Below are 14,254 nucleotides of genomic sequence, written 5' to 3'. Positions count from 1 at the left end.
CTTCCGGGAGGCTGCCCCCATGTCGTCACATCGCAAGACCGCCGTATCGATGGCGGATACATCGCCCTTGCCCGCCGCCGCTGGGCTCGGCCTGAAGCTCGAACATGCGGGCGAGATCCTGGAAACGGACCCGGCGGTCGGTTTCTTCGAGGTTCATGCCGAGAACTACATGGGCGCCGGCGGGCCGCCGCACCGGTACCTCACGGCGATCGCCGCGCGCTATCCGCTGTCGCTGCACGGCGTCGGCCTGTCGATCGGCGGCGAGGGCGCCCTCGACCGGGCGCATCTGGCGCGGCTGAAGGCGCTGATCGATCGTTACCGGCCGGCGAGCTTTTCCGAGCACCTGGCCTGGTCGACCCATGAAAGCGCGTTCTTCAACGATCTTCTGCCGCTGCCCTATACGCCTGCGACGCTGGAGCGGGTGGTGGCGCATGTCGCCGAGACGCAGGAAACGCTCGGCGTGCGGATGCTGCTGGAGAACCCCTCGACCTATCTCCTGTTCGCCGAATCCAGCATCGACGAGATCGACTTCCTGACGGCGATTTCCGAGCGCACCGGCTGCGGCCTGCTGCTGGACGTCAACAACGTCATGGTGTCGGCGGTCAATCACCGCCTCGACCCGTTTGCCTATATCGACCGGTTTCCGCTGGAGCGCGTCGGGGAGATCCATCTGGCCGGCTATGACGAGACGGTGGACGATGCCGGCGAGCGGCTGCTGATCGACGCGCACAACGCGCCGGTGCTGCCCGACGTCTTCGCGCTCTACCAGCACACCTTGCGAAAGAGCGGCCCGCTGCCGACGCTGGTGGAATGGGACAATGACGTGCCTCCTTTCGCGGCGCTGATGGACGAGGTCGCGCGGGTGGAAGGGGCGTTGGCCGACGCGCGGCAGGTAGATCGCCGCGTCCGGTCGGCGGCATGAGCGCGGCGGCCGGCACCGCGCCGAGGCCGGGCGCGCAGGATTTCGTCGCCGCCCTGACCGGGGCGGAGGCAGAGATGCCGGCGGGGCTGACGACGCATCGCGGCTCACGCGACGCCCGCCGCTTCGCGGTCTATCGCAACAATGTCCATGTCGGGCTGGTCGGTGCGCTGGAAAAGGCATTTCCGGTGGTCCGGCAACTGGTCGGCGACGCCTTCTTCCAGATCATGGCGCGCGCCTATGTGACCGCCGAGAAGCCCGCCTCGCCGGTGATGCTCGAATACGGCCACGGGTTTGCGGACTTCGTCGCCGGTTTCGCGCCGGCGGAGGACTTGCCCTATCTCGCCGATGTCGCCCGGCTCGAGGTGGCGCTGACGCAGGCCTATCACGCGGCGGAAGCACACGCGCTGGACCGGGCGGGCCTTGCCGGGCTCGACCCGTCGCGGCTCGATGCCATAACGCCGGCGCTGCATCCGGCCGTGCGGCTGGTGCGCTCTCCTTTTCCCATCGGCACGATCTGGTCGCACCATCAGGAGCAGCCGGTGCGCCCGGTCGAAAATTGGCGGGGAGAGGCGGTGCTGGTGACGCGGCCGGATGCGGAATTGCGGTCGACCATCCTGCCACCCTGCGGCGTGCCCTTCGTGGCGGCACTGGTGGCGGGGGCCAATCTGGCGGAGGCGGCCGGGGCGGCTGTCGACGCGGACCAGACCTTCGCCTTCGGCGAGGCACTGATCGCGCTCATCGATCTCGGCGCCGTGACCGGCTTTCGCGATAGGGAGACAGAGGATGCGTGAGTTGCTGATCCGTGCCGAGGCGGCGCTGGGCGCGGTGCCGGCGGCCCTGCCGCTGCTCGCCCTGCGGGTCGCGCTGGCGGTGCCGTTCTACAGGTCCGGCCTCACCAAGTGGGACGGCTTCCTGCAGCTGTCGGGCGGCGCGCGCTATCTGTTCACGCAGGAGTTCAAGCTGCATATCCTGGGTGCCGAATACGCCTATCCGGCGCCGATCCTGAGCGCGCATCTGGCGGGAATCGCCGAGATCGTGCTGCCGATCCTCCTGGTGCTGGGGCTGGGCACGCGCTTTGCCGCCCTTGCGCTCCTGCTGATGACCGCGGTGATCCAGATCACCGTGCCGGAGGGCTGGGCGAATTTTCATCTGCCCTGGGCGGCGATGGCGCTGACGCTGATGTGTTTCGGCGGCGGCCGGCTGGCGCTGGACAGTCTGATCTTCGGCGACGGGGCGCGCGCCCGGCCGCGGGGGATGCCGTCCGTCTAGGGCGGCACATCAGGGCTCCAGACACGAAAAAGCCGCCAAGGACATTGCCCGGCGGCTCCGCGTTGTCTCTGAGAGACAATGTGCGGGCCTCACTCTTCGACTCGCCAGTACATCCGTGGTCGGACGAAGAGCAGAAGACCCTGGGCGCATCGACCTGACAAGTCAGGGACGCGTTGCACCACACACAGATGGGTACGCCCTGAAGCTTGTGCAAGGCTGACGTCGTGGTTTGTCGGTGCCTTTCCATCAACGCCGTCATCCTCGGGCCTGACCCGAGGACCCATTCCTCTGCGGTTCCGCTGTCGCTTCGGGGGAGGAGGGGCGCGGTCTGCGGCGTGGCGGCGGTTGGGGCGGCTTGGCATGGGTCCTCGGGTCGGAGCCCGAGGATGACGCCGAGTGGGGAGGTGGGGTGTGTTTTCTGCGGATGGCGGGGGTGACGCGGCGGCTGCGATGGCGGCCGATGTCGCTCTCCTGCCCAGGGGCGACGCATCCGATGACGCTGTCGGTTTGCCGTGTGACGGAGAGTGCCTGACGCTCACCTCCACCGCAGCCGTCATCCGCCTGTCGGGCGCGGGCGCAAGCATCTGCGCCACGGCTCGAATTCTATCCGTCGCGGGCATGGTGTAAGGGTGGGCGCAGACAGGCCGACGCCGTGGCAAATATTGACATAAGGATATGTTTATGTGATTTGCCGCGGAGCGACAAGGAAACGGTGAAGCCATGACAGAGACGTCCGACAAGCTTTTCGGGGCGATGACCGAAGGCCGTTCGCCGGCAGAGGCGTCCGCGGCGCTGCGCAAGGCGGTTTCCGAGCGTATCCTGGTGCTCGACGGCGCCATGGGCACCGAAATCCAGCTCCTGGGCCTCGGCGAGGACGATTTCCGCGGGCATCGCTTCGGCGCCTGCGAATGCCACCTGCAGGGCAACAACGATCTCCTGAACCTGACGCAGCCGCAGGCGATCGAGGACATCCACTACGCCTATGCCATGGCCGGCGCGGATATCCTGGAGACCAACACCTTCTCCTCCACCACGATCGCCCAGGCCGATTACCAGATGGAGGACCAGGTCTACGAGCTGAACCGCGACGGCGCGCGGCTGGCCCGGCGCGCCTGCATCCGCGCCGAGGAGAAGGACGGCAAGCGCCGCTTCGTCGCCGGCGCGCTCGGACCGACGAACCGCACCGCCTCGATCTCGCCGGACGTCAACAATCCGGGCTACCGGGCCGTCACCTTCGACGATCTGCGCATCGCCTATGGCGAGCAGTTGCGCGGCCTGATCGACGGCGGCTCCGACCTGATCCTGATCGAGACGATCTTCGACACGCTGAACGCCAAGGCGGCGATCTTTGCCTGCGAGGAGATCTTCGCGGAAAAGGGCGTGACGCTGCCGATCATGATCTCCGGCACCATCACCGACCTGTCCGGCCGCACGCTGTCGGGCCAGACGCCGACGGCGTTCTGGCACTCGGTGCGGCACGGCCGGCCCTTTACCATCGGCCTGAACTGCGCCCTCGGCGCCGCGGCGATGCGCGACCATCTGGCGGAAATCTCGAACGTCGCGGACACCTTCGTCTGCGCCTATCCGAATGCCGGCCTGCCGAACGAATTCGGCGAATACGACCAGAGCCCCGAGCAGATGGCCAAGGAGGTCGAGATCTTCTGCGAGGAAGGGCTCGTCAACGTCCTGGGCGGCTGCTGCGGCTCGACGCCGGACCACATCAAGGCGGTGGCCGAGACGGCGGCGCGCTACAAGCCGCGCAAGGTGCCGACCATCGCGCCGCTGATGCGCCTGTCGGGCCTGGAGCCGTTCACGCTGACCAAGGAGATCCCCTTCGTCAATGTCGGCGAGCGGACCAACGTCACCGGCTCGGCCCGTTTTCGCAAGATGATCGAGGCGAACGACCTGCCGGCCGCCCTCGACGTGGCGCGCAGCCAGGTGGAGAACGGCGCCCAGATCATCGACGTCAACATGGACGAGGGGTTGATCGACTCCAAGCAGATGATGATCGACTACCTGAACCTGATCGCGGCCGAGCCCGACATCGCCAAGGTTCCGGTGATGATCGACTCCTCCAAGTTCGAGGTGATCGAGGCCGGTCTGAAATGCGTGCAGGGCAAGGCGCTGGTCAATTCGATCTCCATGAAGGAGGGCGAGGAGAGCTTCCTGAAGCAGGCGCGCCTGGTGCGCAGCTACGGCGCCGCTGTGGTGGTCATGGCCTTCGACGAGCAGGGCCAGGCCGACACGCTGGAGCGCAAGGTCGCGATCTGCACGCGCGCCTACAAGCTCCTGACCGAAGAGGCCGGCTTCCCGCCGGAGGACATCGTCTTCGATCCGAACGTCTTCGCGATCGCCACCGGCATCGAAGAGCATAACGGCTACGGCGTCGCCTTCATCGAGGCGACCCGTCAGATCCGCCAGAACCTGCCGGGCGCCCACATCTCCGGCGGCGTGTCGAACCTGTCCTTCTCGTTCCGCGGCAACGAGGCCGTGCGCGAGGCGATGCACGCGGTGTTCCTGTACCACGCCATCCAGGCGGGCATGGACATGGGCATCGTCAATGCCGGCCAGCTGGCGGTCTACGAGTCGATCGATCCGGAACTGCGCGAGGCCTGCGAGGACGTCGTCCTCGACCGCAAGCGCGCCGATGGCGGCGACCCGACCGAGCGGCTCTTGGAACTGGCCGAGCGCTGGCGCGGCGCCGGCGGCAAGGAGGCCAAGGCCAAGGACCTGACCTGGCGCGAGAAGAGCGTCCAGGACCGCATCGCCCATGCGCTGGTCAACGGCATCACCGAATATATCGTCGAGGACACCGAAGAGGCGCGGCTCGAGGCGGACCGCCCACTGCACGTCATCGAGGGGCCGCTGATGGACGGCATGAACATCGTCGGCGACCTGTTCGGCGCCGGCAAGATGTTCCTGCCGCAGGTGGTCAAGTCGGCCCGCGTGATGAAGCAGGCCGTGGCGCATCTGCTCCCCTACATGGAGGAGGAGAAGCGGCTGAACGGCACCGACGAGCGCTCGAACGCCGGAAAGGTGCTGATGGCGACCGTGAAGGGCGACGTCCACGACATCGGCAAGAACATCGTCGGCGTGGTCCTGGCCTGCAACAATTACGAGGTCATCGATCTCGGCGTGATGGTGCCAGCCGCCAAGATCCTGGAGACGGCGCGGCAGGAGAAGGTCGACGTCATCGGCCTGTCCGGCCTGATCACGCCGTCGCTGGACGAGATGGTGCATGTCGCCGCCGAGATGGAGCGCGAGGGCTTCGACATCCCGCTGCTGATCGGCGGGGCGACGACCAGCAAGGTGCATACGGCGGTGAAGATCGACCCGGGCTACAACCGGGGCCAGACGGTCTATGTCACCGATGCCTCGCGCGCGGTCGGCGTGGTGTCGCACCTCCTCTCCGAGGAAACCCGCGACGCCTATGTCGAGGGCGTGAAGGCCGACTACCAGAAGGTCGCCGAAGCGCATCGCAAGGGCGAGCGCGACAAGAAGCGGCTGCCGCTGGCCCAGGCCCGCGCCAACGCGCAGGTCAGCGACTGGGCGGCCTACGAGCCGGTCAAGCCGGCGATCACCGGCACCCGGGTCTTTACGGACTGGGACCTGGAGGAGCTGTCGCGCTACATCGACTGGACGCCGTTCTTCCAGACCTGGGAGATGAAGGGCCGCTATCCGGGCATCCTGGAGGACGAGAAGCAGGGCGAGGCGGCGCGGTCGCTGTTCAACGACGCGCAGGCCATGCTCAAGCAGATCATCGCCGAGAAGTGGTTCCAGCCGCGGGCCGTGATCGGCTTCTGGCCGGCCAATTCGGTGGGCGACGACATCCGCCTGTTCACCGGCGACGACCGCAAGGAGGAGTTGGCGACGCTCTACACGCTGCGCCAGCAGCTGACCAAGCGCGGCGACCGGCCGAACGTCGCGATGGCCGACTTCGTCGCGCCGCTGGACAGCGGCAAGGCGGATTATGTCGGCGGCTTCGTGGTGACCGCCGGGATCGAGGAGGAGGCGATCGCCAATCGCTTCGCCAAGGCCAATGACGACTACTCGTCGATCATGGTCAAGGCGCTCGCCGACCGATTCGCCGAGGCCTTTGCCGAGCGCATGCACGAGAAGGTGCGGCGGGAATTCTGGGGCTATGCGCCGGACGAGACCTTCACGCCGGAAGATTTGATCAGCGAGGATTATGCCGGCATCCGGCCGGCGCCGGGCTATCCGGCCCAGCCCGACCACACCGAGAAGACGACGCTGTTCGAGCTTCTCGACGCGGAGGCGACCACCGGCGTGAAGCTGACCGAGAGCTACGCCATGTGGCCGGGCTCCTCGGTGTCCGGCCTCTATATCGGACACCCGGACTCCTATTATTTCGGGGTTGCGAAGATCGAGCGGGACCAGGTCGAGGATTATGCCGCGCGCAAGGGCATGCCCGTCGCCGAGGTCGAGCGGTGGCTGGCGCCGATCCTCAACTACATTCCGACGGCGGCCGCCGAGACGCCCGCACAGGCGGCGGAATAGGGCATAGGGCGCGGCGCTTGCGGCGCCGAAACGGGACGAAACGGGGCCGCGCGGATGCGCGGTTCCCGCTTCCCCTTCTCATGATGCTGGAATCGTTCTAGATTGGGTTCGCTGGAAGTTAACCAGCGACGATGGTCGAGGACGATTTGATGCGGCTTACCCGCCAGACGAACTACGCGATCCGGATCCTGATGTACTGCGCCTCCAATGGCGGGCAGCTCAGTCGCATCAAGGATATCGCGGCAGCCTATTCGGCGTCGGAGCTGTTCCTGTTCAAGATCCTGCAGCCGCTGGTCGAGGCCGGCATGGTCGAGACGGTGCGCGGCCGCAATGGCGGCGTGCGCCTGGCGCGGCCGGCTGCGGCGATCAATCTGCGCAATGTCGTGGAAGTGACCGAAGAGAATTTCGCCCTGGCGGAGTGCTTCGAGACCGGCGCCGTGGATTGCCCGCTGATCGAGAGCTGCGAGCTCAATTCCGCCCTGCGCGAGGCACTGAACGCGTTTCTCGGGGCACTGGGCAATTACACGATCGACGATCTCCTGGGCAACAAGGCGTTCATGCGCCGGCGGCTCGGCCTGATGGAACCGGTGCACGGGCTCGCCGCGGCGAGCTGACGCGCATCCTGCGATCGTTTGATGGGACCGGCGCACGGATGGCGCGCCGGTCACCCTCGTGTGTGTGATGTGCGTGCGCGACCGCTGGCAGGATGGCGGCGACGCTCCTATATGCCGGCCGTCACCCGCCATTTCGTCAACAGCGGCCAGCCCTCTTCATGGATACCAAGGTTACCGACGCCGCGGACGCCGCCTGGGCCACCGCGCCGTCCCCCTGCGTCGACATCTGCAAATACAAGCGCCAGGGCCGCTGCGTCGGCTGCTCGATGACCAAGGCCGAGAAGCAGGCCTTCCCGTCGTCAGGCGGTGCTGAGCAGAAGCGCGAGTTCATCGAGACGCTGATCGGGCGGCTGCAGGAATCGGCGCGCAACCCGGCTTTCTGGATCATGTCCTACCGGCGCAAATGCGAGCGGGAGGGCGTTCCCTGTCCGATCCCGGTGGAGGGCGACGAGGCCTGATCCGGGCCGCCCGCAAACACTGTCGAGACATGCAAAAAGGCCCGCCGGACGATCTCCGGCGGGCCTTTTTCACGTCTGGTGTCCGCCGCCGGCGAGGGCGGCGAGCGGGTCGCCTCAGGCGGCGGTGGTCTTCAGATGGGCGCGCAGCATCCAGGCGAACTTGTCGTGCTGCTCGATGCGGGCGGTCGCCAGGTCGTTGGTGGCGAAATCGCCATGCTGGTCGGCGACCTCGGCAAGCGCCGACAGGGTCGAGGAGAGGGTCTCCTGGTCCTGCATCAGGACCTCGACCATGGTGCGGGCGTCGGTGCGGCCGTCATGCTCTTCGATGGCGCTGCGTTCCAGATAGACCGAGTAACGGCCCTCGGCATGGGCGTCGAACGCCTTGATGCGCTCGGCCAGCGTGTCCTGACCTTCGAAGTGATCCTCGTAGATCTCCTGGAACAGCGCGTGCAGGGCGCCGAAGGACATGCCCGTCACGTTCCAGTGGAAGTTCTGGGCCTTCAGCGTGGCGATCGCCGTCTCGGCCAACGACTGGGTGAGGCCGTTGACGATCTCTTCCTTCGCCGTCGGCTCGATCTTGGCTGCTACTAGTCCCATGGTCTCCGGTCCCTTAGTGGTGTCTTAGAATAATTCTAATCTAGCCTCCGAGGCCGGGCATGGCAAGGTCGCGGCAATCGGCCCCATGCGATTTTTCGCGTCAGAGCGTCAGAGCGCCCGGGCGAGGGAGGCCGCAAGGAAGCGCAGCCAGCGCCGGCCCTCGGGGCGGACCCGCCAGGCGACCAGCGCACCGGCGGCGGCGTTCTCGCCGGCGCGCAGCACCGCGAGAAGGCGCAACAGCCAGATCTCGTCGTCCGAGGCCTGTTTGGCGCCGGGACGGTAGAACACCATCTCGCGCAGGCTCTGGCCGGAGAGGCCGCGAAAGAAGGCGATGGCGAAGCGCTCCAGCGAGACGTTCTCCTCGCCGGCCAGAAGGAAGCAGGCCCGTTCGAGATCGGGCTTCGGCGCGAGCCGGCTGCGCAATGCGAACCAGCGCAGACGATTCAGCTCGTCGCGTTCGGCATCGGTGAGCTGGGGCGCGGCGGGTCGGACCGTCGGGCAATTGCCGCCGGGAAAGGCGAGGATTCGCGCCGGGGCGCGCCCGGAGGAGGGAAGAGTCTCGGGCAGGGGCAGTGCAGACATTCAGGCAACCGCGTTCTGTAAGAAGACCGCGCCGGGAACCCGCGACAGGGAATCGCACCCGACGTCTCGAACCGTTCTAAACTTGACAACCACTTTCATCTATTCATAGCAGACCGGGAATGGAAGGGAAGTGCCGCAGGCCGGATCGAGACCGCCGCGTCATTCGTCCCTTCGCCATCCGACCATCACAGGAGCGCCCGTGGCCAAACGTTGGGCCGATGCCCCGTCCCCGTGCATCGATATCTGCAAATACAAGGATGGCGGCCGCTGCATCGGCTGCGCCATGACCAAGCCGGAAAAGAAGCGGTTCAAGCGGCTGGACGGCAAGGCCGAGAAGAAGGCGTTCTTCCGCACCCTTGCCGAGCGGCTGGTCAGGGCCGGGCGCTACGACCGCTGGGCGCATGTCTATCGGCGCAAATGCGACAAGAAGGATCATCCGTGCCCGCTGGACAAGCTGGAGGTGCCGGCAGAGGCGTGATCGCGCGGTGGGGCGGAAACGGCTGAGAGATCGATTCCGGACAATCCGGCAATGCTTTGTGCTCACACGGCAAAAGGGCGGCGCGCCAGCCAGGCGCGCCGCCCTTTTTTGTGGGATGAACCGGTTCCCGAGGCGAACCGGCCGGGCCGAAAGCTATTCGGCCGGGGCAGGCGCCGGCGTCGCTGCGCCATCGTCGCCGGAGGTCGGAGCCGCGTGGCTGCCGCGGGCCGGCTGCTTGCGGGCGAGCAGCTTGTAGAACAGCGGGATGAAGAAGATCGCAACGAAGGTCGCCGCGAGCATTCCGCCGATGACGCCGGTGCCGATGGAGTGGCGGCTGGCCGAGCCGGCGCCGGTGGAGATCGCCAGCGGCACGACGCCCAGGATGAAGGCGAGCGACGTCATGACGATCGGCCGGAAGCGCAGCTTGGCGCCCTGCAGCGCGGCGTCGAAGGCCGACAGACCCTCCTCGCGTTTCAGCACCGCGAACTCGACGATCAGAATGGCGTTCTTGGCCGCCAGTCCGACCAGCGTGACCAGGCCGATCTGGAAGTAGACGTCGTTGTCGAGGCCGCGCAGCCAGATCGCCAGGAGCGCGCCGAACATGGCGAAGGGCACCGCCAGAAGGACCGCGATGGGCAGCGACCAGCGTTCGTACTGGGCCGACAGGATGAGGAAAACCATCAGGATGCCGAAGCCGATGGCGGCGAGCCCGGTGCCGCCCGATGCGATCTCCTGATAGGCCGAACCCGTCCAGGCGACCTGATAGCCGTCGGGCAGCTTTTCGGCCGCGATCTCCTGCATGGCCTGCAGCGCCTGCCCCGACGAATAGCCGGGGGCGGGGCCGCCGGAGACCTTGGCCGCGGTGAAGGCGTTGAAGCGCTCGATGAGGTCCGGACCGACGATGCGCTCGACCGACAGGAGGGCGTCGAGGGGAATCATCGCGCCGTTGTTCGCCTTGACGTAGACGAAGCGCAGATCCTGCGGCTTCTCGCGGAAGTCGGATTCGGACTGCAGCGAGACCCGGTAGTTGCGGCCGAGCAGGGTGAAGTCGTTCACATAGAGCGAGCCGAAGGTCGACTGCATGGTCTCGAAGATCGACGAGATCGGCACGTCCTGCGCCTTGGCCTTCTGGCGGTCGACGTCGATCTGGTACTGCGGGACGTTGGCCGAGAAGGTGGTGCGCACGCCGGCCAGCTCCGGCCGCTCGGCCGCCGCCGCCACCAGCGCGCTGGTCGCCGCGACCAGTTCCTGGGAGCCGCGGTTCTGCCGGTCCTGCACGAACAGGTCGAAGCCGCCGGTGGTGGACAGGCCCTGGATCGGCGGCGGGTTGAAGGCCAGCACCATGCCGTCCTGGATGCCGGCATTCATGCCCATGATCGGGCCGGTGAGGTTGCGGGCGTCGAGCGACGGGTCCTCGCGCTCCGACCAGTCCTTGAGGGTGACGAAGGCCACGCCCGAGCTGGACTTCTGGGTTCCGGCCAGGAGGTCGAAGCCGGCGAAGGCGACGACGTCGGCGACCGCCGGATGCTCGCGCACATTCGCGCTGACCTGCTCCATGACCTCCGTCGTGCGCGCCAGCGAGGCCGCCGGCGGCAGGATGGCGATGGCGAAATTGACGCCCTGATCCTCGTCCGGGACCAGCGAGCCGGGGATCGTCTGGAAGAAATAGTAGCTGCCGCCGACGATGCCGGCGAACAGGACGAGGGCGACGACGGCCCGGCGCATGATGAAGGCAACGCCGGCGCCATAGGCGTTGGTCAGCTTGTCGAAGCCCGTGTTGAACCAGCGGAACGGCGCCCAGGGCTCGGAATGGCCCTGCTTCAGGAGAAGGCCGCAGAGCGCCGGGGTGAGGGTGAGGGCGACGATGCCCGAGATCACCACCGAGACGGCGATGGTCACGGCGAACTGCCGGTACATGGTGCCGGCGAGGCCGCCGAGGAACGCCACCGGGATGAACACGGCGCACAGGACGAGCACGATGGCGATCACCGGGCCGGCGACTTCGGTCATCGCCTTGGCGGTGGCGTCCTTGGCGTTGAGCCCCTCGGTGGTCATGATCCGCTCGACATTCTCCAGGACCACGATGGCGTCGTCGACGACGATACCGATGGCCAGGACGAGGCCGAACAGGGTGAGGAGATTGATCGAGAAGCCGAGCGCCAGCAGCACGCCGAAGGTGCCGATGATCGACACCGGGACGGCGAGCATCGGGATCAGCGTCGCCCGGAAGCTCTGCAGGAAGATGAAGACGACGACGAAGACCAGCGCCATGGCCTCGATGAAGGTCATGATGACCATCCTCGATGGAGGCCTCGATGAACTTGGTGGTGTCGTAGGGAATGGCGAAGCTGATGCCATCGGGGAAGGAGCCGGAGAGCTCCTCCATGCGGGTGCGCACGCCGCTCAGCGTGTCGAGGGCGTTGGCGCCGGGCTGCAGGTAGATGCCGATGGGCACCGTCGGCGTGCCGTTATAGGTGGCGTTGAAGCCGTAATCCTGGGCGCCGAGCTCGACCCGCGCGACATCCTTGAGAAGCAGCGAGGAGCCGTTCTCGTCGGAGCGCAGGATGATGTTCTCGAAGGCCTCGGCGTCGGGAAGGCGCCCGGCCGTGGTCACCGAATAGGTGAAGGCGAGGTCGGTGTTGGTGGGCGGCGCGCCGAACTGGCCGGCGGCGAACTGGGCGTTCTGGTCGCGCACGGCCGTGGCCACGTCGCCCGGCGTCAGGCCGTAGGAGGCCAGCGCGTCGGGCCGCAGCCAGATGCGCATGGAATAGTTGCGGGCGCCGAAGAGCTGCGCCTCGCCGATGCCGGGCAGGCGCTTCAGCTCGTCGAGGACGTTGAGCAGCGCGTAGTTCGACACATAGGTCGCGTCGTAGCGCGGGTCCTCCGACGACATGGTCAGAACCGCGAGGATCGACGAGTTCTGCTTGGCGACGGTGACGCCGAGACGCTGGACCTGCTCGGGCAGCGAGGCATTGGCCTGCTGGACGCGGTTGTTGACGTTGATCGTCGCCTGATCGGGATCGGTGCCGCTGGCGAAGGTGACGGTGATCGTCGCCGTGCCCGTCGAGGAGTTCGTGGACTGCATGTAGAGCATGTCCTCGACGCCGTTGATCTGCTGCTCGATCGGCGCGGAGACGGTCTGGGCGATGGTCTCGGCGCTGGCGCCGGGATAGGAGGCGCGCACCTGGACCTGCGGCGGCACAAGCTGCGGATACTGCTCGATCGGCAGCGCGCTGATCGACAGCAGGCCACCGAGGGTGATCAGGATCGAGATGACGGCCGCGAAGATCGGCCGGTCGACGAAGAACCGCGCATTCATCGGGCGGACTCCGACGAAGCGTCGCCGTCGCTGGTGGCGCGGCGGGCGTCGTCGCCATCGGGCAGGGCCGTCAGGGGCACCGGCGGAGCATCCGTGCGGCCGGCTTCACCGGGCGTGTGCCCGGCGTCGGCAACGACCTTGTCGTTCGCCGCGTCGACGGCGCGCTCGATCGCACCCTGCTGTTCGCCAGCCGCCTCGTTGGCGGTGTCGGCGGCGGGCTCGGCCGCGGCGGGCTCGGGGGCGTCTGTTGCGGGGGCTGCCTCGGCGGCGGGGGCGTCCGGCGCCGGCGCATCCGGCTCGCTGCTGGCGGCATCGGCGTTCGCGGCTGCCGGCTGCGGGTTGACCGGGGCGCCGGGGCGAACCTTGACGACGCCCTTGACGACGACCTTGTCGCCATCGGCGAGGCCCTCGGAAATGACGATGGAGCCGTCGAGCTCGCGGCCGACGACGACCGGGCTGACCTCGGCCAGGTTCTCGTCGTTCAGCGTGTAGACGAAGGTGCCCTGCGGGCCCTGCATCAGCGCCTCGGTCGGCAGTTCGATGGCGTTCTCGATGGACAGGCCCTCGAGCTGCAGGCGCACGAACTGGCCCGGCAGGAGGCGGCTTTCGGGATTGGGCAGGACGGCGCGCGACAGGATCGTGCCGGTCTGTGAATCGATCGTCGTCGAGGTGAAGTCGATGGTGCCGGTTTCGCCGTAGGTCTCGCCATTGCCGAACATCAGCGTGACGGTGAGGTCGGACGGCGAGGAGGCGCCCTGCAACTGGCCGCTCTCGACCAGTTCGCGGATGGAGGCGGCTTCCCTGTCGGCGGCCGAGAAGTTCACATAGACCGGATCGAGGCGGCTGATGCGGGTCAGCAGGTCGCCGGTGCTGAGCAGGCTGCCCTCGGGCACCTGTTCCAGGCTGGTGACGCCCGCGACCGGTGCCTCGACGGTGGCGTAGTCGAGGGAGAGGGTGGCGGTCTGCAACTGCGCCTCGGCGGCTGCGACCTGGGCTTCGGCGAGTTCGCGCGACGAGACGGAGTCCTCGAGGGTCGCCTGGCTCGACGCGCCGCTCTGGGCCAGCTGCCGGGCGCGGGCCTCGGTCCGCTTGGCCTGGCCGAGCTGGGCCTGCGCCTGGAGCACCTGCGCCTTGGCCAGCGCCACCTGCGCCTCGTAGGTCGCCGGATCGATATGGAACAGCAGCGTGCCGGCCTCGACGCGCGAGCCTTCGTCGAAATTGCGTTCGAGCAGGATGCCGCCGACGCGCGCCCGGACCTCGACCTCGCGGGAGGAGGCGACGCGACCGGCATATTCGTAGGTCACCGGCAGGTTCTTGCTCTTGACCGTCAGGACGGTGACGGCGGGCGGGGGCGGGGTGCCGCCGGCCTGTGCGAAGGCCGCGCCCGCGGCTGCCAGCGAGACGCCGACGCACGCCGTCATGCGCAAAATCAGGTTAAGTCCGCGCATTGTAAAACCTTTTTCCGGCCGGCCATGGCGCCGCTCTCTTGCATTGCGG

The 14,254-nt window shown here is 67.4% G+C and carries 10 protein-coding genes and 1 pseudogene; 7 read left to right on the top strand and 4 right to left on the bottom strand.

All coding sequences use genetic code 11. From position 1 onward, the window contains the following. Positions 1–19 precede the first annotated feature (19 nt). From bufB to H536_RS23060, 6 genes are all read left to right on the top strand, one after another. Entirely contained in the window at positions 20–922 is a 903-nt protein-coding gene (gene bufB / locus H536_RS0101535; RefSeq protein ID WP_081651777.1) for an MNIO family bufferin maturase, read from the top strand. Continuing rightward, complete coding sequence (locus tag H536_RS0101530; RefSeq protein WP_024348790.1) at positions 919–1,713, top strand: HvfC/BufC N-terminal domain-containing protein; 795 nt, start codon at positions 919–921, stop codon at positions 1,711–1,713. The genes bufB and H536_RS0101530 overlap by 4 nt, the downstream gene beginning before the upstream one ends. Then, a complete protein-coding gene (locus H536_RS0101525; RefSeq protein WP_051141478.1) occupies positions 1,706–2,191 on the top strand; it encodes a DoxX family protein in 486 nt (161 codons plus the stop codon). Before H536_RS0101530 ends, H536_RS0101525 begins: the two co-directional genes overlap by 8 nt. A 720-nt stretch (positions 2,192–2,911) precedes the next feature. Further along, complete coding sequence (gene metH, locus H536_RS0101515; RefSeq protein WP_024348787.1) at positions 2,912–6,709, top strand: methionine synthase; 3,798 nt, start codon at positions 2,912–2,914, stop codon at positions 6,707–6,709. Between the two features lie 149 nt (positions 6,710–6,858). Further along, the gene (gene rirA, locus H536_RS0101510) at positions 6,859–7,323 is read left to right on the top strand and encodes an iron-responsive transcriptional regulator RirA (RefSeq protein ID WP_024348786.1); all 465 of its coding nucleotides are present in this window, start codon (positions 6,859–6,861) and stop codon (positions 7,321–7,323) included. Positions 7,324–7,481: 158 nt separating this feature from the next. Beyond that, positions 7,482–7,781 carry a DUF1289 domain-containing protein gene (locus H536_RS23060; protein WP_024348785.1) on the top strand — a complete coding sequence of 100 codons (300 nt, stop codon included), beginning with the start codon at positions 7,482–7,484 and terminating at the stop codon, positions 7,779–7,781. Positions 7,782–7,895: 114 nt separating this feature from the next. On the opposite strand, the gene H536_RS0101500 is transcribed toward H536_RS23060, so the two are convergent. Both H536_RS0101500 and H536_RS0101495 read right to left on the bottom strand, forming a co-directional pair. Then, positions 7,896–8,378, bottom strand: coding sequence for a Dps family protein (locus H536_RS0101500; RefSeq protein WP_024348784.1), 483 nt, complete (start codon positions 8,376–8,378; stop codon positions 7,896–7,898). Between the two features lie 108 nt (positions 8,379–8,486). Next, the gene (locus H536_RS0101495) at positions 8,487–8,960 is read right to left on the bottom strand and encodes a hypothetical protein (protein WP_024348783.1); all 474 of its coding nucleotides are present in this window, start codon (positions 8,958–8,960) and stop codon (positions 8,487–8,489) included. Positions 8,961–9,159: 199 nt separating this feature from the next. On the opposite strand from H536_RS0101495, the gene H536_RS0101490 reads away from it, so the two are divergent. Beyond that, positions 9,160–9,438, top strand: coding sequence for a DUF1289 domain-containing protein (locus H536_RS0101490; RefSeq protein ID WP_024348782.1), 279 nt, complete (start codon positions 9,160–9,162; stop codon positions 9,436–9,438). A 153-nt stretch (positions 9,439–9,591) separates the two neighbouring features. Here the strand turns inward: H536_RS0101490 and H536_RS22285 are convergent. Next, positions 9,592–12,757: pseudogene (locus H536_RS22285) on the bottom strand (efflux RND transporter permease subunit). Continuing rightward, the gene (locus H536_RS22280) at positions 12,754–14,178 is read right to left on the bottom strand and encodes an efflux RND transporter periplasmic adaptor subunit (protein ID WP_244877502.1); all 1,425 of its coding nucleotides are present in this window, start codon (positions 14,176–14,178) and stop codon (positions 12,754–12,756) included. Before H536_RS22280 ends, H536_RS22285 begins: the two are co-directional and overlap by 4 nt. Positions 14,179–14,254 lie beyond the last annotated feature (76 nt).

It is taken from the genome of Aurantimonas coralicida DSM 14790 (genome assembly GCF_000421645.1).
GTDB classification, from domain to species: Bacteria; Pseudomonadota; Alphaproteobacteria; order Rhizobiales; family Rhizobiaceae; genus Aurantimonas; species Aurantimonas coralicida.
Note: the sequence above shows the minus strand (reverse complement) of the source record. Positions and strands in the feature narration are given on the sequence as shown.

What these genes read in the sequence shown, in the direction of transcription:
- rirA (WP_024348786.1), top strand. Translation starts at nt 6,859, where the DNA reads ATGCGGCTTACCCGCCAGACGAACTACGCGATCCGGATCCTGATGTAC.
- metH (WP_024348787.1), top strand. Translation starts at nt 2,912, where the DNA reads ATGACAGAGACGTCCGACAAGCTTTTCGGGGCGATGACCGAAGGCCGT.
- H536_RS0101525 (WP_051141478.1), top strand. Translation starts at nt 1,706, where the DNA reads ATGCGTGAGTTGCTGATCCGTGCCGAGGCGGCGCTGGGCGCGGTGCCG.
- H536_RS0101495 (WP_024348783.1), bottom strand. Translation starts at nt 8,960, where the DNA reads ATGTCTGCACTGCCCCTGCCCGAGACTCTTCCCTCCTCCGGGCGCGCC.
- H536_RS0101500 (WP_024348784.1), bottom strand. Translation starts at nt 8,378, where the DNA reads ATGGGACTAGTAGCAGCCAAGATCGAGCCGACGGCGAAGGAAGAGATC.
- H536_RS23060 (WP_024348785.1), top strand. Translation starts at nt 7,482, where the DNA reads ATGGATACCAAGGTTACCGACGCCGCGGACGCCGCCTGGGCCACCGCG.
- H536_RS0101530 (WP_024348790.1), top strand. Translation starts at nt 919, where the DNA reads ATGAGCGCGGCGGCCGGCACCGCGCCGAGGCCGGGCGCGCAGGATTTC.
- bufB (WP_081651777.1), top strand. Translation starts at nt 20, where the DNA reads ATGTCGTCACATCGCAAGACCGCCGTATCGATGGCGGATACATCGCCC.
- H536_RS22280 (WP_244877502.1), bottom strand. Translation starts at nt 14,178, where the DNA reads ATGACGGCGTGCGTCGGCGTCTCGCTGGCAGCCGCGGGCGCGGCCTTC.